The 22332-nt window shown below is 35.9% G+C and carries 27 protein-coding genes; 16 read left to right on the top strand and 11 right to left on the bottom strand.

Annotated features, from left to right (window positions below):
- Positions 1-81 precede the first annotated feature (81 nt).
- Positions 82-708, top strand: a complete 627-nt coding sequence (locus LQZ76_RS08425; RefSeq protein WP_230099282.1) for a site-specific integrase — start codon at positions 82-84, stop codon at positions 706-708.
- Positions 709-790: 82 nt separating this feature from the next.
- On the opposite strand, the gene LQZ76_RS08420 is transcribed toward LQZ76_RS08425, so the two are convergent.
- Complete coding sequence (locus LQZ76_RS08420; RefSeq protein WP_230099281.1) at positions 791-964, bottom strand: NUDIX hydrolase; 174 nt, start codon at positions 962-964, stop codon at positions 791-793.
- Positions 965-1278: 314 nt separating this feature from the next.
- Between LQZ76_RS08420 and LQZ76_RS08415 the strand changes: the two genes are divergently transcribed.
- The 8 genes from LQZ76_RS08415 (at position 1279) to LQZ76_RS08380 (ending at position 5531) form a co-directional block, all read left to right on the top strand.
- A complete protein-coding gene (locus tag LQZ76_RS08415) occupies positions 1279-1839 on the top strand; it encodes a tetratricopeptide repeat protein (protein ID WP_230099280.1) in 561 nt (186 codons plus the stop codon).
- Between the two features lie 103 nt (positions 1840-1942).
- On the top strand, positions 1943-2176 hold the full coding sequence (locus LQZ76_RS08410) for a hypothetical protein (protein WP_230099279.1): 234 nt from the start codon (positions 1943-1945) through the stop codon (positions 2174-2176).
- A 308-nt stretch (positions 2177-2484) separates the two neighbouring features.
- On the top strand, positions 2485-3045 hold the full coding sequence (amaP, locus tag LQZ76_RS08405; RefSeq protein WP_230099278.1) for an alkaline shock response membrane anchor protein AmaP: 561 nt from the start codon (positions 2485-2487) through the stop codon (positions 3043-3045).
- Between the two features lie 12 nt (positions 3046-3057).
- Positions 3058-3264 (top strand): DUF2273 domain-containing protein, encoded by a 207-nt coding sequence (locus LQZ76_RS08400; RefSeq protein ID WP_230099277.1) that lies wholly within the window; start codon positions 3058-3060, stop codon positions 3262-3264.
- A 12-nt stretch (positions 3265-3276) separates the two neighbouring features.
- Positions 3277-3828, top strand: coding sequence for an Asp23/Gls24 family envelope stress response protein (locus tag LQZ76_RS08395; RefSeq protein ID WP_230099276.1), 552 nt, complete (start codon positions 3277-3279; stop codon positions 3826-3828).
- Between the two features lie 148 nt (positions 3829-3976).
- A complete protein-coding gene (locus LQZ76_RS08390) occupies positions 3977-4312 on the top strand; it encodes a hypothetical protein (protein ID WP_230099275.1) in 336 nt (111 codons plus the stop codon).
- 125 nt (positions 4313-4437) lie between these two features.
- A complete protein-coding gene (locus tag LQZ76_RS08385) occupies positions 4438-4890 on the top strand; it encodes a hypothetical protein (RefSeq protein WP_230099274.1) in 453 nt (150 codons plus the stop codon).
- A gap of 437 nt (positions 4891-5327) precedes the next feature.
- Positions 5328-5531: a hypothetical protein gene (locus LQZ76_RS08380; protein WP_230099273.1), complete on the top strand. Its 204-nt coding sequence runs from the start codon at positions 5328-5330 to the stop codon at positions 5529-5531.
- A gap of 116 nt (positions 5532-5647) precedes the next feature.
- Here the strand turns inward: LQZ76_RS08380 and LQZ76_RS08375 are convergent, their stop codons facing one another.
- Positions 5648-6211 carry a GNAT family N-acetyltransferase gene (locus tag LQZ76_RS08375; protein ID WP_230099272.1) on the bottom strand — a complete coding sequence of 188 codons (564 nt, stop codon included), beginning with the start codon at positions 6209-6211 and terminating at the stop codon, positions 5648-5650.
- Positions 6212-6453: 242 nt separating this feature from the next.
- On the opposite strand from LQZ76_RS08375, the gene LQZ76_RS08370 reads away from it, so the two are divergent.
- Positions 6454-7092, top strand: coding sequence for a hypothetical protein (locus LQZ76_RS08370; RefSeq protein WP_230099271.1), 639 nt, complete (start codon positions 6454-6456; stop codon positions 7090-7092).
- A 179-nt stretch (positions 7093-7271) separates the two neighbouring features.
- Here the strand turns inward: LQZ76_RS08370 and LQZ76_RS08365 are convergent, their stop codons facing one another.
- From LQZ76_RS08365 to LQZ76_RS08355, 3 genes are all read right to left on the bottom strand, one after another.
- Positions 7272-7730 carry a phosphate-starvation-inducible PsiE family protein gene (locus tag LQZ76_RS08365; protein WP_230099270.1) on the bottom strand — a complete coding sequence of 153 codons (459 nt, stop codon included), beginning with the start codon at positions 7728-7730 and terminating at the stop codon, positions 7272-7274.
- A gap of 105 nt (positions 7731-7835) precedes the next feature.
- A complete protein-coding gene (locus tag LQZ76_RS08360; RefSeq protein WP_230099269.1) occupies positions 7836-8450 on the bottom strand; it encodes a hypothetical protein in 615 nt (204 codons plus the stop codon).
- A gap of 25 nt (positions 8451-8475) precedes the next feature.
- On the bottom strand, positions 8476-9477 hold the full coding sequence (locus LQZ76_RS08355) for an alpha/beta hydrolase (RefSeq protein WP_230099268.1): 1002 nt from the start codon (positions 9475-9477) through the stop codon (positions 8476-8478).
- A 204-nt stretch (positions 9478-9681) separates the two neighbouring features.
- Between LQZ76_RS08355 and LQZ76_RS08350 the strand changes: the two genes are divergently transcribed.
- The gene (locus LQZ76_RS08350; protein ID WP_230099267.1) at positions 9682-10170 is read left to right on the top strand and encodes a GNAT family N-acetyltransferase; all 489 of its coding nucleotides are present in this window, start codon (positions 9682-9684) and stop codon (positions 10168-10170) included.
- 331 nt (positions 10171-10501) lie between these two features.
- Here the strand turns inward: LQZ76_RS08350 and LQZ76_RS08345 are convergent, their stop codons facing one another.
- Positions 10502-11017, bottom strand: a complete 516-nt coding sequence (locus tag LQZ76_RS08345) for a pyrophosphohydrolase domain-containing protein (protein WP_230099266.1) — start codon at positions 11015-11017, stop codon at positions 10502-10504.
- A gap of 256 nt (positions 11018-11273) precedes the next feature.
- Positions 11274-13454: a glycoside hydrolase family 3 N-terminal domain-containing protein gene (locus tag LQZ76_RS08340; RefSeq protein WP_230099265.1), complete on the bottom strand. Its 2181-nt coding sequence runs from the start codon at positions 13452-13454 to the stop codon at positions 11274-11276.
- Between the two features lie 294 nt (positions 13455-13748).
- Here LQZ76_RS08340 and LQZ76_RS08335 point away from each other — a divergent pair, with 294 nt between their 5' ends.
- On the top strand, positions 13749-14918 hold the full coding sequence (locus LQZ76_RS08335; protein ID WP_230099264.1) for a helix-turn-helix domain-containing protein: 1170 nt from the start codon (positions 13749-13751) through the stop codon (positions 14916-14918).
- A gap of 156 nt (positions 14919-15074) precedes the next feature.
- Here the strand turns inward: LQZ76_RS08335 and LQZ76_RS08330 are convergent, their stop codons facing one another.
- The 4 genes from LQZ76_RS08330 to yaaA form a co-directional block, all read right to left on the bottom strand.
- Positions 15075-15542 (bottom strand): GNAT family N-acetyltransferase, encoded by a 468-nt coding sequence (locus LQZ76_RS08330; RefSeq protein ID WP_230099263.1) that lies wholly within the window; start codon positions 15540-15542, stop codon positions 15075-15077.
- Between the two features lie 300 nt (positions 15543-15842).
- Positions 15843-16361, bottom strand: a complete 519-nt coding sequence (locus LQZ76_RS08325; protein WP_230099262.1) for a GNAT family N-acetyltransferase — start codon at positions 16359-16361, stop codon at positions 15843-15845.
- A gap of 288 nt (positions 16362-16649) precedes the next feature.
- Positions 16650-17285, bottom strand: a complete 636-nt coding sequence (gene udk / locus LQZ76_RS08320; RefSeq protein WP_230099261.1) for a uridine kinase — start codon at positions 17283-17285, stop codon at positions 16650-16652.
- A 148-nt stretch (positions 17286-17433) separates the two neighbouring features.
- Positions 17434-18189: a peroxide stress protein YaaA gene (yaaA, locus tag LQZ76_RS08315; protein WP_230099260.1), complete on the bottom strand. Its 756-nt coding sequence runs from the start codon at positions 18187-18189 to the stop codon at positions 17434-17436.
- A gap of 116 nt (positions 18190-18305) precedes the next feature.
- On the opposite strand from yaaA, the gene LQZ76_RS08310 reads away from it, so the two are divergent.
- The 4 genes from LQZ76_RS08310 (at position 18306) to LQZ76_RS08295 (ending at position 22198) form a co-directional block, all read left to right on the top strand.
- Complete coding sequence (locus LQZ76_RS08310) at positions 18306-18875, top strand: cadmium resistance transporter (RefSeq protein WP_230099259.1); 570 nt, start codon at positions 18306-18308, stop codon at positions 18873-18875.
- Positions 18876-18900: 25 nt separating this feature from the next.
- Positions 18901-19236: an ArsR/SmtB family transcription factor gene (locus LQZ76_RS08305; RefSeq protein WP_230099258.1), complete on the top strand. Its 336-nt coding sequence runs from the start codon at positions 18901-18903 to the stop codon at positions 19234-19236.
- Between the two features lie 100 nt (positions 19237-19336).
- The gene (locus LQZ76_RS08300) at positions 19337-20530 is read left to right on the top strand and encodes a serine hydrolase domain-containing protein (protein WP_230099257.1); all 1194 of its coding nucleotides are present in this window, start codon (positions 19337-19339) and stop codon (positions 20528-20530) included.
- 444 nt (positions 20531-20974) lie between these two features.
- Complete coding sequence (locus tag LQZ76_RS08295) at positions 20975-22198, top strand: MFS transporter (RefSeq protein ID WP_349304819.1); 1224 nt, start codon at positions 20975-20977, stop codon at positions 22196-22198.
- Positions 22199-22332 lie beyond the last annotated feature (134 nt).

The following is a 22332-nucleotide window of genomic DNA, read 5'->3' as shown; positions in this document are numbered from 1 at the left end:
AAAATTAAATACTCTTAATTTTAATTGATTGAGGTGGCTCAATGTTATTGATTATTTTTGGTATACATTTATTGACTAAAAATGGCTCACTTTAGTTTAGCAGTCACATGGAGCCGCTTGAAAAATCGTGCTAAAGTTTCAGATAAGAAATTAAAGTTCATGTCTGCAACTGACTTTAAACGATTGCAAAAATATCTCTATGAGCATCTTGATGATGATGAACGAAACTTAATGATCCTTACTGCGCTAGAAACTGGTGCACGTCAAGGAGAGGTTCTTGCACTCTCACCAACTGATATTAAAGATGATACTCTGTCTATCACTAAATCATTTTCACCGTATAATATGGAAGTAACTTTACCCAAAACACCTGAATCCGTTAGAACTATAACAATCTCTCATAGATTACAAAACGTGTTACTTGAGCATTCATATAGTGATCAGCAAATATTTAGATATTGCAGAAATCGTTATATCGCTTTTCAGCTTAGTAAAGTTCTTAAAGAATTGGCAATACCGGATGTTTCTTATCACGCATTAAGACACTCTCATGTTTCCTTTTTACTATATAATGACGTTTCTCTAGAATATGTATCAAAACGGATTGGCCATAAAAATCCAAAAATCACTTTAGAAGTTTATGCCCATTTACTAAAAGAAAGAGAAATCAACGAAAGCGAAAAAACCATGAAATTATTAAATAAATAATTTCATGTCCCCAAATGTCCCTATATATAATTAAAATCCGCTCAAAAAAGTTGATATAACAACGTTTAATGTTATGTTTATTCTAAAAAATAAATTCCATTTGAATTTTATCTAAGACGGTTGTCAAGGGACTTTGATGCGCATTAACCGCTCCACCTGGTATTACATAATATTGATGATCCCCGACCAGATTTTGAATTAATAAAACTTCACGCATTTGTTCATTTACAATTAAAATTGCTGCTCGTGTTCGCATTTACTTACCTCACTCTATTCAACCATCATCTTATCAAAGCCAACTATCGTCATCTTACTACCTTGTGCTAATTTGAACAATCTTTTTATCCACTTTCAAGTAAAAATTTGCCCACCCTATAGTCAAGATTAGTCTTAGCTTAACGTTTTTACTGATTTTCAACTATCATGATTCGGTAATTATTCAGTTAAGTTTTCACATTTCACGCTGCGGATTGATAAATTACAAAGTTTATTTGTAAATAACCTTTATAATTTAGGTTATTTGGTATAATCTACATATGTATCAAGTAAAGAAAATAGGTAGGAATTCCCATGACATCACCACAGGATCAAAATACTGATTACGAATACTATTTACAAACTGGTTTAGCATTGATTAATGAGCAAAAATTTGCCGCCGCGGTCGTTGCTTTTGATAATGCTATCAAATTAGATAACACCCAATCAATTGTCTATCAATACCGTGGTGCAACTGAATTTGCGCTTGGAAATATTGCCGCTGCTATTAAAGATTATGACCAATCAATTGCGCTAAATTCAGCGGAAGCAGGTTCATACTTTAACCGCGGTATTGCGTATGAAGCTACCGGCGAATTTGCCAAAGCAATTGCTGATTACGATGTCGTCTTAGATAGTAATCCAAACTATGCAAGTGCATACTATACGCGTGGTAATGCGTACCTAGCCCTAGAAAACTTCGAAGCCGCCATTAAAAACTACAACCAAGCATTGACTTTACGGCCAGATGATCCTGAATCATTATTTAACCGTGCTAGTGCTTATCGGGCTTTAAACAACTTTGAAGCCGCTAGTGCTGACTATCTAGCCGCAATCAATTTAAATCCTAATTTGGCCAACGAATTACTACAATAATATTTATTTTCGTTTAATCAAGTCGCTGTAAACTGACAAAATAAGCTAATAGGTTATACTAAAAAAGTGCACGGATTATTACTTAAAATCGAGGTGATGTATTTTGAAAAATTCAGTTCATAAATTAAACCCTATCGTTATTGCTCAAAAGCTTATTCAGCGTCAACAACCGTCGCAACTTGATGAAGCAACGGTTAATAACCGCTTAATTGAAGATGTTAAAGCAACTTCAACTAACTTACCAATGCCTCGCATAGATTTACAACAAGTTCTGTGTGCGCTCCAAATTCGCCGAACTTTAGCAACTCAAATGATTTACAAAAACAACAATCATTAAGGTAATCGCAAAAGCATTGTATCTAGAAGCTCAACATAGTAGTTTGTCGCTCATTTGCCTTTTAAAAGGCCGATAATTCTATAAAATATAAAAACGTCCCATGAAATTTTTACTTTCATGGGACGTTTTTTAATATTCCTACACCTCACAGTATAGTTACTAATCACTTAGTTTAAACCGGTTTCATATTTTATTACTAATCTCCAAATAACCTTTTTTTAAAAAAATTTGCTAGACTTTAAGTAATCAATGCCTATCAAAGTGGCTTTGTTACTTGTTTAACCAAATTAATTAAAGGAGGTGGTGAAGTGAAAAAATGGCAGAAGTTTATTTTGTCCATTTTGCTAATTTTTTATGCAATTCCATTAGCAGAATTTGTTTGGCCGATTGAATTTCGTAATGTCTTGCAAACAATCAATCAGTTTTTACCCCGGCTACACATTCCCAAAATCAATTGGTCGTCAGTATCGTTTAATGGTGGTTTAGTTTTACTAGGCATTTTACTAATTATCTGGCTAGTTATTCTATTTGCCCCTATTACTCGTTTAGAAGTTATATTACACAAAGATGCTCACGGTGAACTTGAATTAAGTAATAAAAGTATTGCTAGTTATGCCCAATTAGCAGCGCTTGATGCCGGTTTACTTGATCCAAAAATCAAAATTAAGGCCACGAAGCACAAGGTTAAGTTAGTTATTCGGGCAACCACTAATCAAGCTAATCAACTAAAACCTGACCTTGAAGCCAGTACTGCTAAAATCAATCAACAAATTACTGATTTTATTGGTGATTCACAAGTTCACATTCACACCAAGTTACTGGTTGATCAAAAACAAGCAGCAACCACTAAACGCCCACGAGTGGTTTAAAGGAGGAATGACATGAAAACATTACTTAAACAGCCTCCTGTTATCGGCTTACTCACCGGATTACTCATTGCCGTCTTATTAATGGTTTTGGGCTTCTGGCGGACGCTCTTGTTGCTGCTGTTGGCTGGTATCGGATGGTGGTGTGGTAGTTACATGCAAAAACACAACTTAACCGCAAATGATTTTTTGGCACTAATTAAATCTATGTTAACTAAATAAGGAGAATTTACTATGACTACAATTAACAATACTACAACTAAAGAAGCTCCAAAGACACCGATTGAAGGTGAATTATCATTTGATGACAAAGTAATTCAAAAAATTGTTGGTATCTCCCTTGAAAGCACCAAGGGTTTACTTGCAATTGACGGTGGTTTAATTGCTAACATCAAAAATAAGTTGGTTAACGCTGAAAACCCAACTGAAGGTGTTGACGTCGAAGTTGGTAAGGAAGAGGTTGCCGTTGATTTGAATATCATTGCCGAATATGGTTGTGATATCCATAAATTATATGATCAAATCAAAGAAATTATTGGCCGAGAAGTTAATAAAATGACTGGATTGAAGGTTGTTGAAGTCAACGTTCGCGTTATTGACGTTCAAGGTAAAGCTGAATATGCTGAAAATAACGTTTCACTTCAAGATCGTGCCGCTGATTTAACTGACTCAGTTAAGGAAGCTACTTCAAATGGCGTACAAAAAATCCAAGAAAATATTCATAGTACTGACGATGAACCTAACGAAGCTGAATCAAAAGAAGCTGAACCAGCACGTGTTAAATAATTAATCCCGTTTTAAATAACTATCTGGAAATAGGCTGAAGTTAATAACTTCAGCCTATTTTTATGGGCCGCAACGCTTCGTAACCGCTTTCAAAAAGTTAGAACTTTTGTTATGATAAGAGTAATCATTACCTTCGGAGGCCACTTTTATGAGTACCATCTTTGTCTATGTTTTATTACTAATTTTCATTCTGATGCCTAAACAAATTCGCCAACAATTAATTATCAAATTTGGTAAATGGAGTTATCTCCTAGATGCATTAGTTTACATCTTTTTAGATTTAGCTATTTTTTTAGCTACCAATCTATCCTATGCCGTTTTCGGTGGTATTATCATTGTGATAGCGTTTGTTGTTGATTATTTCCAAATCAAACATATTTTAGCAATGACTACCCCCATTAAACCTGGTACACCGGTTAAAAAAAATCAACCAACTGCCAAAAATATTCACCAAAATAATCGTTCCAAGAAAAAAACACGCTAATATTAATTTTTAGTTGAATTTATCTACTTTAATTTGACTTTAGCGTATTACCTTAGCTATTATCTTTATTAGTTATTAAAACCACTATCCCAGTGGAAAACCTAGTAATGAAAGGAATCTATCCTATGATTAAATTAAAAAAAGCGCAAATCATATTTGGCATAATCATCTTATTGGTGATTGCGTTCATTGGCGGTATCGAAATCAATCACTATCAACAAACTAAACGCGCTGATCAAATGCAAGTTGAGATTGATAAACAAATTAATTCCAATGTTACCAAAGAGCGAATTGATATTAATGTTGTAAATCCCAAGCACATCAACATTAGTCTTAAGGGCGGTAACGCCGATGATATTGCTGATATTTTAAGTGCAGGTAAACCACTTAAAAAATTTGATTTTTGGCAATATCTTAAAAACCATGTAAACCGCACTGATGACGTCGTCCAAGAAAAATTTGGTAAAGGAATTACCGTTAGTTTGATGGATCCTAATAATCCAACTAAGCCACTTTACTCAGTTCGTGATGGCAAAGTCCTTTATGATAAAGGTGCTTCAACAACAAACGTTAACTAAGCATATATTTTTTAAATTAACTAAAGTTTCATGACTGATGAAACTAATATTTTTTTATGTTTAAAAAATTTGACTATTTAGTCAAAACGAGTTATATTCAATACGTTGCTAGAAATAGTAACTGGTTTTTAAAGAAGAAATGTGACGAATTGTAATCAATATTAATTATTTGTTTGACCTTTTAATAGATCCCCCCATTTTATCTGTTTCGCTAATTAAACACCCCCCTGTTTAATTAGGAGGTTAAATAATTAATAGAATGCAAGCTAGTACATATAACAACTTTAAGTTGTTTCTTAATTAAAATCCCCCCTTAAAACAGATATCAGAGTCTTCCCCCCTATTTAGACTTTGATATCTGTTTTTTTATTCACTTTTTTACCCAAGCATGCTATTATATTAGCTATTGTTTTAAAAATTAAAAGGGAGAAAATTTTATGCTCTATAAATTTAAACCCGTTGTTCTTTGGAGTATGACTTATATTTCATTTTTATTGTGCGTTCACTTCATTTCACCACTAATTAACAACGCTTCACTTGAAGGGTTAGTAATTATTGTGATTATTATTTTGATTGATATTATTGCAAATTATGCGATAAATCATTTTAATGACCGTTCAACAACTGAACAACTAAATTAATGCCACCAACCATGGTTAACTACTATCGTTGTTATCTACATTGAACATAAATAATCCGGTTGAATTTACTTCAACCGGATTATTTTCGTATTGTCAGTCATTCATCGACACCCTAATTAGATACTTGCTAGCCAATCAATTGCCGTCATCCGCGCATAGTGGACATTATGATGCATGCCTGTACGGGCATTGATAACATCATATTCCGTATATACGTGTTGAAAGCCTAAGCGCTGTTCAAGTTGCTGTGCACGAATGTTATTTGCAAAATGGCTACACCAAACATTCGTAATGTTCAATTCCTTAACTGCTAAATCAATTATCGCAATTAAAGCTTCCGTCATAATTCCTTGACCCCAAAATTCTTCAGCTAACCAATATCCTAGATCCGCATCAGTTACCTTAACTAGTACTTCATTTTCAGTTGGATTGCCAAGGCGAATTGTGCCGATGGGATCTTTGCTATTTGTTTTAAGCGCAATAGCAAAAGTTATGTCAGCTTGTAAGACCGTAGCAATAACGTTTTGGCTCATGGTTAAACTGGTATGGGGTAGCCAACCAGCAGCTTGCGCAACGAGTGGATTACTAGCATAGCGTAGTAGGCTCGATGCATCTTCAATGACCCATGGCCGTAATATTAAGCGTTCGGTATTTAATTCAAAATTAGTTTTTAATTCCATAAATAGCCCTCTTTTAACGGATGTGTTAAATATCTATGTCCAATTAAATTGATATTCTTAGAGAAATTATGGTTATTTAATTAAAAAATGTCAACATTCTAATTGTATTTGCTTTGTAAAAATTTTATAAGTTAAAAAAACAATTACGATAACTTATTGTTAAAGCCTCTAACCCCCACTTCTAAAAATTTAATGCTATACTTAATTATAGTTGTGAAATTTATTCAATTTTGGAGGTTATCGTGAAAATTATTGCGATTATTCTATTTACTATTGCTGCTATAGCTTTATTTATAATTATTTCCAGTACGCTTAATATTATCCGTTGGCGCAATGTTAAAGAAATGCATCATGGCTCACAGATATCATTAATTATTAGTTTTTTAGTTTTATTAGGTAGTCTTACTGGTGGCGTTTGGTCAATCAACTATACACCGTCAGTAACAGCCACCGCTGCTCCCGCTATTCAGAAAAAAAAGCCCGCTTTACCAGGGGCTGTAAAGGCATCTACAAGTTCTAATAAACCCAATACTGAAAAACCTAAGGGTACCATGATTAGTACCTTTTCAAATGCCAAACAATATTCATATCAAGAATTAATCGCATCTGATAATCTGGTTTCTAAAGCTTTTGATCTAAATCAAGCCCAAGTTGTTCAAGTTGGTGAAAATAAGGGCCATTCATTTGTTTTAGCTTTTGATACTAGTGCGCCCAAAGATTTTTATATCATTATCTTCAATGGTCTAAAAACAATCCAAGTTGGTAATAAAATTAGTGTTACTGGTACTTTAGGTAAACGAACACCTTTTCAAACTGCTAATAACCAAAATAAGATTGCCCCAACGATTTATGCTGTTCAATCAAGCATTTCCGGTCAATAAACAAAAAGAGGTTGTGGTATAACTCTTTTGAGTACTAAATTGCCACCAAACCAAGCTCCAGCAGTCCGATATATTCAAATACAACAAAATCCTCTATGAAGAAAATTCTTCATAGAGGATTTTTAGTGTATTTCTCGATATCGCTCGACTTGTGTCACAGGTCATTTTATTATCAACTTTTAAAAATCTTGATTAGGATGTTCCTCGACGAAGAGCTTTCCATCACGTTCATCATGGTGTTTTTCCGTTAAAATATGACGTTTTGCTAAGTTATAGGCAATAAACACCACCATTAATAATGAAATTGCCGCCGCTTGAATCATAATATCTAAAGTATCGTTATGAATAACTAATAAGTTACGTAACATCGCTGTAATTCCAATATAAATAAAGTTTTGTAATGAAATCCGATCTTGCACAAAATATTCGCGCGTTAAGATTGCAAATTCGAAAAACATAAATGTTTCTAAAATCATCTCGGAAACTTTATAAAAATCAACTGATGTACCACCTACTAGTAAAACACTTGCTAGATTCCAGATTTCCTTTGCAAAAAAACTCATCATGATTATTCCAAGGGCAATCATCGCAATATCTAAAATAAATGCATAGGTTTTATCAATATACTTCCTGTTCAAATGTGACATCCTCCATGTAGCTTTTATTTTCTTAATATTTAATATTAGCAGAAAAAATGCGGTGCTTCACTCATTATTTTGCTAATCATATTACTATTTACATTCTTATTCTTTAAAACTAAATTTCAGCCGGGGACGGCGGACTAACTTACGCTGTTGAGCGGCTACTTTAGTAGCATGTTGGGCGGCAGCGCGGATTTTTGCAGGTGTTGACATCGTCACTAATTCATTTTCTAACAAATAATCTTCAGTAATCAAGTTGCTTAATTGTCGGAACGTTATTTGAATCAAATCATCATTTTTCAATAAATACAATTTGTTTTCTTGGCGAATAAAACTACACAAAATTGTCTGTTTACCGAGAACATCTAAAATTGCTTTGTGCCGGCGTAGTTGTGCGATTACCGAACTCTTACGTGGAAATTGACTTTTTAATTCAATATTTAACACCGTATCTTTGCTAAAGCGTAAAACATCAAACTCCTCGCGCACTTCAAACGTAAACGGAAAATTAAGAATATAACCACTTTGCTTTGCAATCCCGAAGTTTGGTAACCGTAATAATTGCCGAGCCAGCCCGGCTAAAGCTTTTGCTTCAACACACGTCTTCGCTTTATTAGTTTGATACGCATCATTATAAACGGTTAAAAATACATCAAGTAAGGCGTCTGACCGTGTCGCTTTAACTAATGCACTTAATTGGATCATCGCATCCGTCATCGTATTCTCCTTATTAGTCTAGCCATTAATATTGGGTCAACCATGCTTTGATTTCATTTAAGGCACTTTCCGCTTGGGGTAAATGGCCAAAATAATCGATAAAGCCATGGAACATCCCCTTAAAAGTTGTTATTGCCACTTTTTCATTTGGTAGTTTTACTGACGCTATTTGGGCTCTTAAGTCGTCGTTAAAGGCATCATACTCAGCTTTAATAATTAGTGTTGGCAAGTCATTGTTTAATTTCATCTTGATTGGCTTAGCAATTTGTTGATTAATTAATGCCGTTTGCACATTGAGCATCCGGTTAAAATCCGCTAAGTATGGTAAGCTATTACTTTGATTGCTTTTTATTGTGCCACCAAATTGCCATTGCGGATAAATTAAAATCTGCCCATTAATTAACGCTGGATTTTGGTCACGGGTATACATCGCCAATGTAGCCCCACTACTATCACCAGCTAAGTACAAGCGGGCTGTCGGATACCATTGGGCAACTTGGCTAGCAATCGGCACAACGGCCGCTAATAACGTTGGTAAGTCCGTCTGAGTAATTAGTGGATAATCAATATTCACAATTGCCCAATTAGAGCCTAGTTGCCCTAACAAAGCTTGCAACCAATCCGCGTTACGTTCAGCAGTCCCATTAACAAGGCCACCACCGTGAATGTACACCAACACATGCGTAATCGAGGGCGCTGTGAGTGTATAGGTCGTTACTTGAACTAAGTCATTTAATTGTTGTTTACGTTGTTCTACCGTAACTGGGTGCCGGACAACACTATACTTAGCTGGCGTAAATTGTAATAAACTAGCTAAGCCACGATAATCTTGTGCGCCCCATAATTGCTGTAATTTTGCTTCGACCCGGGGTGAAGCTTGTTGGCGTTGTTTGATTTCCGCATGCCATTCGTCAAATACTGACGTGGGCGCAGCAAACCCAATCATGCGCCCCTTATCAGTTTCGGTTGCCTGTAACGCGCTAAGACGTTGCTCATATTCACAATCTGATTTGATGACTACTTTCATTATTTTTCCTAACTATGTGGTCATAAATTACCAACATTATTTATTTGCCTTAAATATTACCATAACTAGCTCAAAGATGCATAATTTAGCCAAGTAGTTGTGTTTTTTCAAATTTCATTAATATTTATTCACCAATAAACCGGTCTTATAAGTTATAATGAAATCTATATTAAAATTTATTAAAAAACTGTGAGGAACACTTTTATGTCTGATTTACATGTTCGTTTAGCTACTGTTGAGGATACTCCTTTAATTCTTCAATTTATTAAAGAACTTGCTGATTACGAAGAATTACTTAGTGAAGTTACGGCCACTGAAGAAATTTTACGGAAAACATTATTTGAAGATCATAAAGCTGAAGTTATTATCGGTGAAGTAAACGATGAACCAGTTGCTTTTGCCCTTTTCTTTAGTAACTTCTCAACTTTTGTTGGTAAACCTGGTCTTTACCTCGAAGACTTATACGTTAAGCCTGAATTCCGTGGGGCCGGCTTTGGTAAGCAACTGTTAGCTTACCTCGCTAATTTAGCCGTTACTCGCGATTACGGTCGTTTTGAATGGTGGTGTTTAGACTGGAATACTTCATCAATCGAATTTTACAAACGTATGGGCGCCAAACCAATGGATGGTTGGACCGTTTACCGAGTTGACGGTGATGCACTCACCGATTTAGCTGCCAAGAATGTTCTATAATTACTTATATAGTAAAAAAGACGTGGTCAAATGACCACGTCTTTTTTGCTAACTTTGTTATTAATTTATCTAAAATAAATTAACCCCCGTTAGTTACAATGGATAGCATGACTACTAAATATAACCCCAAGTTATTATATTTATACCGTATGACAATCATCACTTCCCCAAGTTTTTGATGTATCCAATAACTTGCTTTAGTAATCATTACCTTATCACCTTCCGTTCTAGCAAAAATAATTATACAGAAAAAATATGTATTTTTCAACAAATTTATTACACATTTATAACTTTTTAATTATGGAAATAACCAAATATTGCTCAAATATGATTAGATTTCTAATTGAGCATGGGGGTTTTGTCCTAAAATAGCTGCTCTGATATGTGCTTCTGGGGCATGTTTAGCTTCCCAATCAGCTGGTTTCATGACTTTATTCGTCTGCGGATCAAAATGGACTTGCCCATCATCAAATAATTTGGCCATATTTGACTCATGAATTGCCGCCACAATTGATTCAGGATTAAGCCCCATTAATACCGCCGTGCCATAAGACAGATAAATCACATCCCCTAAAGCATCCGCTTGCTTAACTAAAGTTGGTTGTGGTTCACGTTGCTTCGTGCGCATTTTCATTTGTGCTTGTTCAAATACAGCTTGAAACTGCCCCATCGCAGCACTAAACATTTCCTCATTTGGACACGTTGTAGCAATAAATTCAACTAGTTCTTCTAAGACGAAGCTTGAGCGATAGATTGCTTCTTGCCAATCTAATGGCGCGGGCCTCTCAGGTTTGCGATCATCAAACTTTTGGTGAAATGTTGAAGCTAATTCGTAAATATCAGTCATTACTACGTTCTCCCATCTTAATTTTGGTAATCGTTTTCATTAAAACATTTTTTACAATTTGCATCAATAGCAAGCCGTACTTACTTGTAAAAAAAAGCGCGAAAAATTTTTCGCACTCTTTTTAATATTTGCGAATTAAAATTGTTCAATATCCTAATCCATTAATATCAATAAACAAAGTAGATTATAATCAGTTGACATTAAGCCAATATTAAATTGAAATTTCATCACTAGCTACAAGTCCTTCGCTTTACAGCTATTTTGGCACGTTTACCGTTGCGTGCGCTAAAATATTAGCTGAACTCAATCCCACATTAAAAGTGTAAGTCCCCCCATCTAAATGATAACTACCTTGATTATCATAATAGGCTAACGCTGATAATGGAATTGCGATACTTACATCGTGCTGTTTTTGTTGTTTTAAGCGTTTAGTGGCCACTAATTTTTGGGTTGGTAAAACCACAGTTGCTTGCTTAGGTTGTTGTAAATACACTTGTAAGACATCTTCAATCGCAATAGTTTCGCTTGTTACGGCACATTGAATTAGAATTGTCGCAGATACTTGATCATATGTTACTTGTGTGACTTCACAAGTAATATTATCCTGTCCATATGTTAACCCATGTCCAAAGGGATATAAAGGGGTGTTAGGACTATCGATGTATTTTGACACAAACCGTTCATTCGCATTGTGCACCGTTAATGGCCGGCCAGTTGGTAAACTATCGTAATGAATTGGAATTTGCCCGACACTTCGTGGCCAAGACATAGCTAACTTACCGCTTGGCGTGGCTTTACCAAACAGCATATCAGTAATCGCGGTGCCACCATTTGTACCTGGAAACCAAACTAATAACAGCGCATCAAAATATGGTTCAACATCAGTTAAAATCAAGGGGCGGCCGCTATAAATAATTCCAATCATTGGTTTACCTAGAGCATGTAATTCCTTAATTAACGTGACTTGTGCAGGTGCTAAATGTAAATTTGTTTTAGAGGCTGCTTCCCCTGATTGAAGAAAATCTTCACCGATGGTAAGCACAATTTTATCTGCGCTCGCAGCAATTGCCAGTGCTTCTGCTGCTAATTCAGCCTCGGTCTGCAAATCCTCAGCCTCGGCTTTAGCAAATTGCCCCCCCATCTCAGTACCAACAACGTGTGCATCATACATCTTATACCCTTTAGCATAAGTAAATTGATGATGCCCATTTTCAAGTGCCGCTTTTAAAGTCTTAACTTTACTAAAATCAGCATTAATTGAACCCCATAAACCTAAAGTTAACGGTGAAGCTGCAAATGGTCCAACTAAGGCAATTTTACTATCTTCAGCGAGCGGTAATCCAGCGGTCGTATTTTTTAATAAGACACTACTTTCAACCGCTGCACGTTGACTAAGTTGGGTAAATTCTTCCTCATTAGCGGTGTTGTCAAAACCACGATATGGATTTTCAAATAAACCTAAATCATTTTTCAAACTTAAAACCCGTAAAACCGCTTGGTCAATTAGTGTAGTATCGATGGCCCCTTGGTGAACCAATTTCGTAAGACCATTGGCAAAAATCGTCGCCATCATATCAACATCCACACCGGCAGTTAGGGCAGCTTTGGCAGCGGCTAAATCATCGGCGCTATACCCCATCGTAATCAATTCGTTTAACGCATTGTAATCTGAAATAACAACTCCATTAAAGGCCGCTTGTTTACGTAGCACTTCACTTAAAAGCCAATTATCAACTGAATCTGGCATACCATTGACCACCGTAAAGGCTGTCATAACTAACTTAACCCCCGCTTCAACCGCTGCTAGATAACCTGGCAAATACGTATTTAATAAGCTAAATTGTGATAAATCCGCGGCTGTATATTCACGCCCGGCTTCAACTGCCCCATAGGCGGCGTAGTGTTTAATACATGCCGCAACGTGGCGCATATCAATTTTAGCATCTCGGCTTAAATTACCTTGTAACCCCGTCACAAGGGCTTGGCCATATGCGGCAACCGTGTGCACATCTTCGCCAGGTGATTCCATCACACGCCCCCACCGTGGATCACGGACAACGTCTAACATTAGGGTAAAGACAACGTGGACGCCATCAGCCGCCGCTTCCTGTGCTAAAAATGCCCCAATTGACTCTAACAACTGGTTATCATGACTACCGGCTAATGCTAATGGAATTGGAAAAACATTTTTATAGCCATAAATCATATCATTCATAAATAATAACGGAATTTTAAGCCGACTTTTTTCAAGGTACGTCGTTTGTAATTTATCTAATGTCGCTTTACCTGATAAATTTAAAACTGAGCCCGTCTGCCAAACATCAACACTCTCCATATCAATATTTAATTCCGGTCCAGTTATGACATCCCCATATTCGGAACCAAAAAATCCCGGTGTCAATTGAACTAGTTGTCCAATTTTTTCGGCTAACGTCATTTATGCAATTAATTGTTCTAATTTAATATCTTCCATCATTACTCCTCATTTGTAGATCAACTTAGCTATTTAAAGTATCTATATCTGCTATCTCATTTGAAAAATTTGTAGTTTAATTAGGTAAAAGGGTTTCATCACCCTTGAAAAATGGTAGAATATTTTTAGAAAAATAATTTCTTTCTAATGAAAGCGCTTCCTTAAACCACATTCTTATTATATAATTGATTTCAATAAAACGAAAGCAAGAAATCGCTTTCCTATTTTTTCAAAATACGTTGTCCTATGAGGTGTAATATGAATACAACAAATTTACAAACTCTAGCATTACTTGGTGAGAACTTGCATTTTACTTATACAACAACTCCAGATTTACAGACTTTCTTCACACCACTTAATCTAGAAAACAATTTACAACAAGTTATTGATGATTATTTTAAAGATTCAAATCATACTGCAATTTGTTTATTGGACCACCAAACTTTGCATTATATCGTTAAATTTGACGAGTTCTTGATTTTAACGCCCACTAAACCACAACGTAATTTACATAAAGCAACCTCTGGTGTGGTCGATCAATTTCAGGCCGTCTTCAAATATGTCCTTGAAAATGTGTTTGAAACCGAAATTAGTTGTGAACGAGTCGTAACCAATCAAAAAATTGCGACAACTGCAACGCCATTACTCGTTAAGCAAATGCCATTATTATTTAATGCCACGTCTAGCAAGCTTCTCTATAATATGTTCAACGATGGTCTTAAATTACGTGATTATGCCAAATGTGCTAGTATTATTCGCGTCATTATTTTTGCTAACCGTAAAAGTAACGCCCTTTATCCGACTGCTGAAAGCGGCAAGATTTTATCCGAAAAATATATGAGTGTGGCTTTGATTGTCATCATTGGCCAATTAGCAATTACGGCTGGTTTAGATGCTAATCAGATCTATAACATCTGTGATCACTTTTTAACTGAAATTGAAGCGGCCCATGAACATACTAATTCGTTTATTGATCGATTCTTACTTGATATCTTAGCAACCCCTGAACAAGCTCATCAGGTTGAAATTGGTCAATTTGAACAAATTGTGCAAACCAATATCTTTACGAAGCTTTCAACTGATGATATTGCTAAGCAAATGCATATCACCCCAAATCAATTGCGTAGTATCGTTAAAAACGATTTGCAAATCACCCCGGTTGAATATATAAATCAACAGAAAATTTATACTAGTTACAGCCTCTTACGGATGAATACTAAGTTAAAAACTTATGAAATTTCTGAAATGCTCGGCTTCTATGATTCTTCACACTTCATCAAAGAATTCGAACGTGTTTCCGGTATCACGCCTCGTGAATATCGTAAACTTATCGTAACTGATCCCGATAAAGAAGCGCAACTGGTGCCAAAGAAGCCCGCAAAACGTGGCCGTAAACCAAAAGTTGCCGTCGTAGCTGATAACAATTAATAATAACCAAAACAAACGCCCCTCTGACATGTTGGCAGCATATCAGAGGGGCGTTTTGTAAGTAAATTTATGAATGAAAGGTTTAATCTTTTGGGATTGATATTATCTTAACCGGTAAAGATTAAATGAAATTAAAATAGGTCAGAATTGGTCAAATTAATATTCAAAAACATATACCGCTTCACCATCTTCAGTTTCCAGATATTCAAAGCCCAATTTTTTCAGTAAATTTATCGAAGCGGCATTCGCGATTTCAACGCCGGCCATAATCGCCTTAACAGTTGGATCAAGGTGAATTTCAGAGATTACGGCCTGAATAATTTTATGCATGTAACCTTGACGCGCAAATTCTGGATTAATCGTGTAACCTAACCAAAATTTATCATGATCACGTTGTAAATAAATATCCCCAAACAACGTAGTATCATCATTACTTACAACCGCAAATTGGTGCCCGGTATATAGATCAATTGGTTGAAGTAATTCTTGGGCAAAGGTACTTGCTGAAAGACCTTTAAAGCCTTGATACTTCATCCAACTAAGGTTATTGTGATATTCTGTAAATGCTGGAATTTCGTTTTCTGTAAACGCGCGAATGGTAAAGCTATCTGTTTTTATATGCATTCAATATTCCCCTTTTTCGATTAATAAATTATTAATGTGTTCATTATAGCGTTTACCTTTCAATTTGAGAAGGTTTTCATTATTGTAATGGCTTAAAAACCACCAAGATGATACAAAAAAACGGTTGAACTTTACTTTTCAACCGTTCTTTTGTGTATTTAATACCTTTAGCTGCCCTTTATAATTTTATAGTGCACTATTGGATACTAAATACCGCAAATAGTTTTTCAGACATCAATTTATTTTAAGGAATGACTATAGTCTAATGCCACAAGATTAAATGAAGCTAAAAACTTTCATTTATTTAAGTAACTTCGCCATCATTATCTCATCCATAAATTGGTCACCTTGCTTAATTGCTTGTTTCTTTACGCCTTCTTGGACAAAGCCAAATTTTTCATACATGCGCATAGCTGCTAAATTTTGGGGCATGACTGATAATTCAAGCCGACTCAAACCTTGCGCTTTTGCTAATTCAATGGCCGTGGTAAACAAACGCTTTCCAATTCCTTGTTGGCGGTAGGCCGCATCAACTGCCACTACAATTTGAGCACTATGGCGAATTTTTAGTAAATCGGCTCCTTGCATCAACAAATACCCGATGACTTGCTCACCAATTAGCGCACCTAAAAACACACCTGTCTGATTGCTTTGTTCGATGACCATTTGCGTTGTTTGGCTGTCCCAATTACGTTCGCCTGGTTCATACAAAAGATATGGTGCCGTATCATCTATTCGTAATAAACACGTTAATAATGCGGGAGCATCGGTGATCGTTAAGGGGCGGACATCAACTCCTTGAGTACTTGAATTTAACATAGTATTGCCTCATTTTCATATAATATGTAATATATCGGTATTTTTTACAACATTTAAATAGCTTCTTTACCTTTTTTAAACCTGTACTTTGCAATCACTTGCTATGATTATTCTTGTACCAAACGCCAATGGTACAACCCATACTTCTAATTAATTAAGGCATACATTCAATACGCTTAGCATTTGCCCAATGCTAGGAGTTTGATACTCTTTTTTATTTCATTTAATTTCTTTTACCTAAAAATAGCTTACGCGATTTCCCATCGTGTAAGCTATTTTTAATTACTATTAACCTTTAGCTTGTGCAATAATATCACGTGCTTTAAGCGTTAAAAGATCAATGGCAACATGATTTTCCCCACCTTCAGGCACAATCAAGTCAGCATAACGCTTAGTTGGTTCAATAAACTGGTGATACATTGGTTTAGTAGTTGCCAAGTATTGACCAATGACAGAATCAACGGTCCGACCACGTTCAACAACATCACGTTGTAACCGACGGATGAAACGAATATCATCATCCGTATCAACAAAAACTTTAATATCCATTAAATCCCGAAGACGGGCATCTGAAAAGACCATGATCCCTTCTAAAATGATAATGTCAGCTGGTTCAACATGGCGCGTTTCTGCTGAGCGTGTTGAAACAGTAAAATCATACACTGGTGCTTCAATTGCTTCGCGACTACGTAAGCTTTCAATATCTTTAATGTATAAATCAATATCAAAGGCATCCGGATGGTCATAGTTATTGGCCCGTCGTTCCGCCATTGACTTGTGATCTTGGGCCTTGTAGTAACTATCTTGTTGTAAAACTAAAATTGATTCACCTTTAAGATCATCTAAAATCGCTTTTGTAACGGTTGTCTTACCTGAACCTGAACCACCAGTTACACCAATTACGATTGGTCGTTTGTTTGTCATGCTTATCTTCCTACCCTATCTTTGAGAAAATTCTATCGCTAAATATTTTACTACAAATTAACAACATATTTACATCTATTTGCAAATTTCTCATCAATTAATCATAAAACATTTTTTATCATATACATAAGAAATGTAGCTGTTTATTTTAAACACCTTGAATAAAGACTATTTCTGCATCGTTTGATTTATTTGCATCATACATAAAGCCTAATTCATTGAATTTTTTTAATTGATATAAATCTTGAATTTGATTATTTGCACAAAATGCTATCATGCGACCACGGGCTTGTTTGGCAATGGTTGCTTGTTGTACTAATTTATCATTCCGCCATACTAAGAACGTAACATCGATTAATTTATCTGTTGGCTGCAAATATTTTTTAACGGTTTTCGCATATTCTTGTGAAGCTAAATTGATAACGCTAGCATCTTGCTGTAGCTTTGCCGTAGCGAATAATTTCGTATAAAGTTGTTGGTGCCAATAATCATAAATAGTATTAACATCCGCTATGGATAATTTTGCTTGCATCTCTAAGCGATATGGTTGAATTTCATCAAACGGTCGTAATAGTCCGTACATCCCCGACATGATCCATAAATTTGCTTGTAGATATTTTAACGCTTGTGCGGACATTAATTCAACATGCATATTTTGAAATTGCAATCCCTGATACATCATAATTGCCGGCCCTAAAATAGTTTTTGCATTATGCAATCTTTCGTAATTTTGGATAACTAGTTTTTGGTTACACTTCCACAAAGCTTGTAATTCTGCCATGGAACATTGCTGTAACCGCTGCCGAATTAGGGCGGCTTGTGATTTGAAATATGGTTGGCTCACTTCGTCAAAAGCAACCTTTGCATTGCGCATTTGCTTAGTTGGTGAAACAATAAATTGCATTTATCGAACCCCTTTTAGTTAATTTTATTTCTAATTATCCTTGTAAAATCCTTAAAATTCAACTAATATATAATATATGTTACATGTAACATATATTATATATCCGAGGTGAAAAAATGAATATTGTATTACTTACCTTACTTTTTATTGGGGTTAATTTAGATTTCTTTGTGATCTTACTTTTCTTATTAAAGAAATATAGTTTTAAGGCAACTTTAATCGGATATGGAATTGGGATGTTAATTCTATGGTTTATTGCTGCCGTAATTAGTCAAACGTTACATGAATTTATTCCAGCCTGGTCATTGGGGATTTTAGGTTTGATTCCTATTTACATGGCGCTTAAAGGTGGTGAAGATGAAGAAGCTAGCGAAACATCACAAAAGTCTGCGATTCTAGCCGTCATCGGGGTTTATTTAGGCACGTGTGGAGCTGATAATATGGCAATTTATGTGCCAGTTTTAAGTAGTTTATCAATTATGGCGACCTTACTTGGAGCTTTATACATCACCGTTTTAATGGTTCTTTCAACAATTCTCGCCCAAAAAATTGATAATGTCCCCCTCATTGGTACTGCCATTGAAAAGTATGGTGAAATTGCCACCCGTGTCATTTATGTTATAATTGGAGTTGGTGTAATTTGGGAAAGTAATCTTGTACCACATCTTTTGCAACTAATACGCTAATTTAAAGTATTAAAGGAGATCCGCTATGGCGACAGTCAAAGCTCTAAGTGCACCCGAGCTTGCCGAAACAGCGGCCATTTATAAAGTTCTAAGTAACCCGACCCGTATTCGAATTTTGTATGCACTCGAAAATAATGAACTTGATGTTTCGTCAATTGTAAATCTGCTTGAGTTAGATCAACCTAGTGTGTCACATCAATTGGCGATTTTAAAAAAACACCAACTAGTCGCCTTTACCAAAGTTGGTAAACACGTCCTTTACCGGCTTGATGATCCCCATATTTTGGAAGTTATCGAAGCCACGATTGCCCATGTTAAACACGTTATCTTAGGCTTACCACACGGCGTTGAAAATGATTGATTAATCAAATCGTCAGCTGGTACTTTTTAAAGGCAGTCTCAAACTAGTGGGTTCTTTTACCCTGTTATTATTTTTAATTCTAGGAGTTTTAATTCTTATTATGGCTAACCGTCGCGAAGATTATCAACGCACTACAAAAAAACGTCCCCGCCGAGCACTAATCGCCCTTTTGATTGTTGCTGTTCTTGGTGGTGGTACCCTTGGTAGTTACTTTTATCACGCATACCGTCAGAACGCTACGAAACAAGCGGTTGTAAATAAAAAGCATCAAAATTCACCAAACATTCCAATTGAAGCAGCGCCAAACACTTCAAAGGTGTTGCAAAATCCAAAGGATGATACACCTGCGCAAAAAAAATTACGGGCAATTATTAACAAACAAAAGCTTAATGGGATTGTTATTTCAACAACGATTAATTCCAATCAACCGGTAATTGTGACGAATGGTCTTTCAAACGTGATAACTAAAACCGTTATCAATGAACATACATTATTTCCGATTTCATCATTTCAAAAAATGTTTACGGGCATAATTTTAGATCATTTAATCGCCGAAGGAAAACTATCATTAAACACTCGCTTAAATAAGTTTTATCCTGATATTCGCTTTGCCGATCGGATTTCGATGCAAAATTTACTTAGTCACACATCAGGAATTCAAAGCGGTGATATCTTCCCTGCAGCACCGTTAAGTAGCGAAGCAAGTCAGTTAAGCTTTAATCGCCACATTATGAAGTCAACCGGCATTTTCAAATGGTCATATTCAAGTGCTAACTATGCGTTGTTGGCGGGTATTATTGTTAAATTAACGGGTAAGAGTTACCAAGCCAATGTTGAACAATACATTATTCAACCATTGGGACTCAAGGAAACGTATTTTTATAACAACTTGCCGGCTAATCCGGATTTAGCATATCCCGAAAACTTAAACACCATTTTAGCGCAAAAAGTGTATTTAGCTGATATTCGCCGGATTGTTTCCGCCGATTATGGCTCGGGAGATATTTTCCAAAGTACCAGTGATTTTTACAAAGTCCTGGTCGCTACCGAAAATGGTACTTTGATTCCTAAAAATCGCTTAACTAACTTTTTCCCAGGTGGCTCACGAGCCTATACGAATGGCATGTACATTCAATATGGCTTAATTCATGCGGCCGCTGCCAATTTAAATTATTATGGCTCATATTATGGGAATACCAAAACGCTAAAGAATACGGTTATTTTGACAACCAATGGTAGTTTACAAACTATCCGTGTCGCCAGTGTTGATTTATATCACGTTATTAACCACTAAAACTTTAAGCGCATAAAAAAAGACGAGAAAATTCTCGTCTTTTTTATGCGCTTCTTTTAGATTCTTACTAAACCTACCTACTGAATTAATTATACTTTACTAAAGCTTTAACTAATTACTTGAACTGATTTTCCTAAAAGCGTATATTGTGAAGTAATTCAACTGTAGCATCTCCTGTAAACTGGCGCAATCTACTGCGATCATCATCTTTAATTGCATCCTTAAGTTTGATATTGTTAATCATAAATAATTAGTTGCCATACGTTTACCAACGTGTAAAGCTTATGCGACGTGATTTTTTGATTAGTGTTAAGTTTCAAATTTAACTAGCAAACACACAAGCTCATCAATAGCTGAAGTTTGCTTTTATTTATTATTTCTACGTCGTTTTATATAGTGATTAGTTTACAGAGATGTGTTAATAATCATTTCGAGGTAGCGAATATGTCCAAATTAAATAGCCTCCCCATATGGCGTCGTAATTTAATCGTCCTATGGTTTGGCGTCTTTATGACCGGTTTGGGTATGAGTGAAATCATGCCCTTCTTGTCATTGTTTATTGACCAACTTGGTCACTACAATAAGCCAGAATTAACGGTTTATAGTAGTATTGTTTTCTCAGTTTCATTTTTAATGATGGCGCTTGTGTCACCAATTTGGGGGCGTATGGCAGATCGTAAAGGTCGTAAGCTGATGCTTTTACGAGCGTCACTAGGAATGGGAATTGTTTTTTTCTTAATGGGTTTTGTTACTAATGTTTGGCAATTAATGTTTCTACGTGCTTTACAAGGTGCTTTTGGTGGTTATGTCTCAAATTCCAATGCGTTGATTGCGACTCAAACACCCCGTGAACACGCTGGTCAATCATTAAGTATTCTAGTTACCGGGATGACGGCGGGAACCCTTTTAGGACCACTACTTGGTGGCGCCCTAGCCAGTGTCTTCTCTTACCGGATGTCATTTCACATTACCGGTATTATTATGTTAACTGTGTTTGTCTTAACATACTTTTTCGTCAAAGAAACTTTTGTGGCGCCAAAACCTTCAAAAGATGGCCAATTACCGGCTAAAAAGACGTTTAAAGATGTTACCCAAAACAAACTTATCTTTGTCTTATTTACGACAACCATGGCGGTGCAAATTGTTAACATGTCAATTAACCCCATTTTAAGTTTATACGTTCGGCAATTAAATGCTAATCCCCACACGATTACCTTTGTTGCTGGTTTAGTCGCGGCCATGCCTGGTATTTCAACTGTGCTCGCTGCGCCCCGATTTGGCCGTTTGGGTGACCGAATTGGATCGCATAAAGTCCTTATCTTTGGTTTTACCTTTGCAGCCGTGATTTTTTTACTAACTTCCTTTACGCGCAGTATTCCAGAATTAATGGTCTTGCGTTTCTTGACGGGAATTTCTGACGCTGCCATGCTGCCATCGGTTCAAACGCTCTTGACTCGTAATACTAAAACGAGTGAAACTAGTATTGTCTTCTCATATAATCAAAGCTTCCAATCAATTGGGGCGGTTCTTGGACCATTACTTGGAGCATTATTAGCAAATCTCTTTAATTACTCCGGTATTTTCGTTGCTGGAACCTTAATTATGGTTTTCAACTTAATATTCTTTACGTATATTCGTAAGCGTAATCAAACGCCTGTCTTAGACTAAAAAAATCCTGAAAGTATAACTTTCTGCACTGACCCCCTCGAATTGGAGTAAATCCAATCGAGGGGGTTTTCTTATGTATTTTTCTCAAAAAATAAAATTAGATGCAATTATTGAGTACCAAAATGGTGTTCCAA

Origin of the sequence: Periweissella ghanensis, assembly GCF_918814755.1 — a bacterium.
GTDB classification, from domain to species: Bacteria; Bacillota; Bacilli; order Lactobacillales; family Lactobacillaceae; genus Periweissella; species Periweissella ghanensis.
Note: the sequence above shows the minus strand (reverse complement) of the source record. Positions and strands in the feature narration are given on the sequence as shown.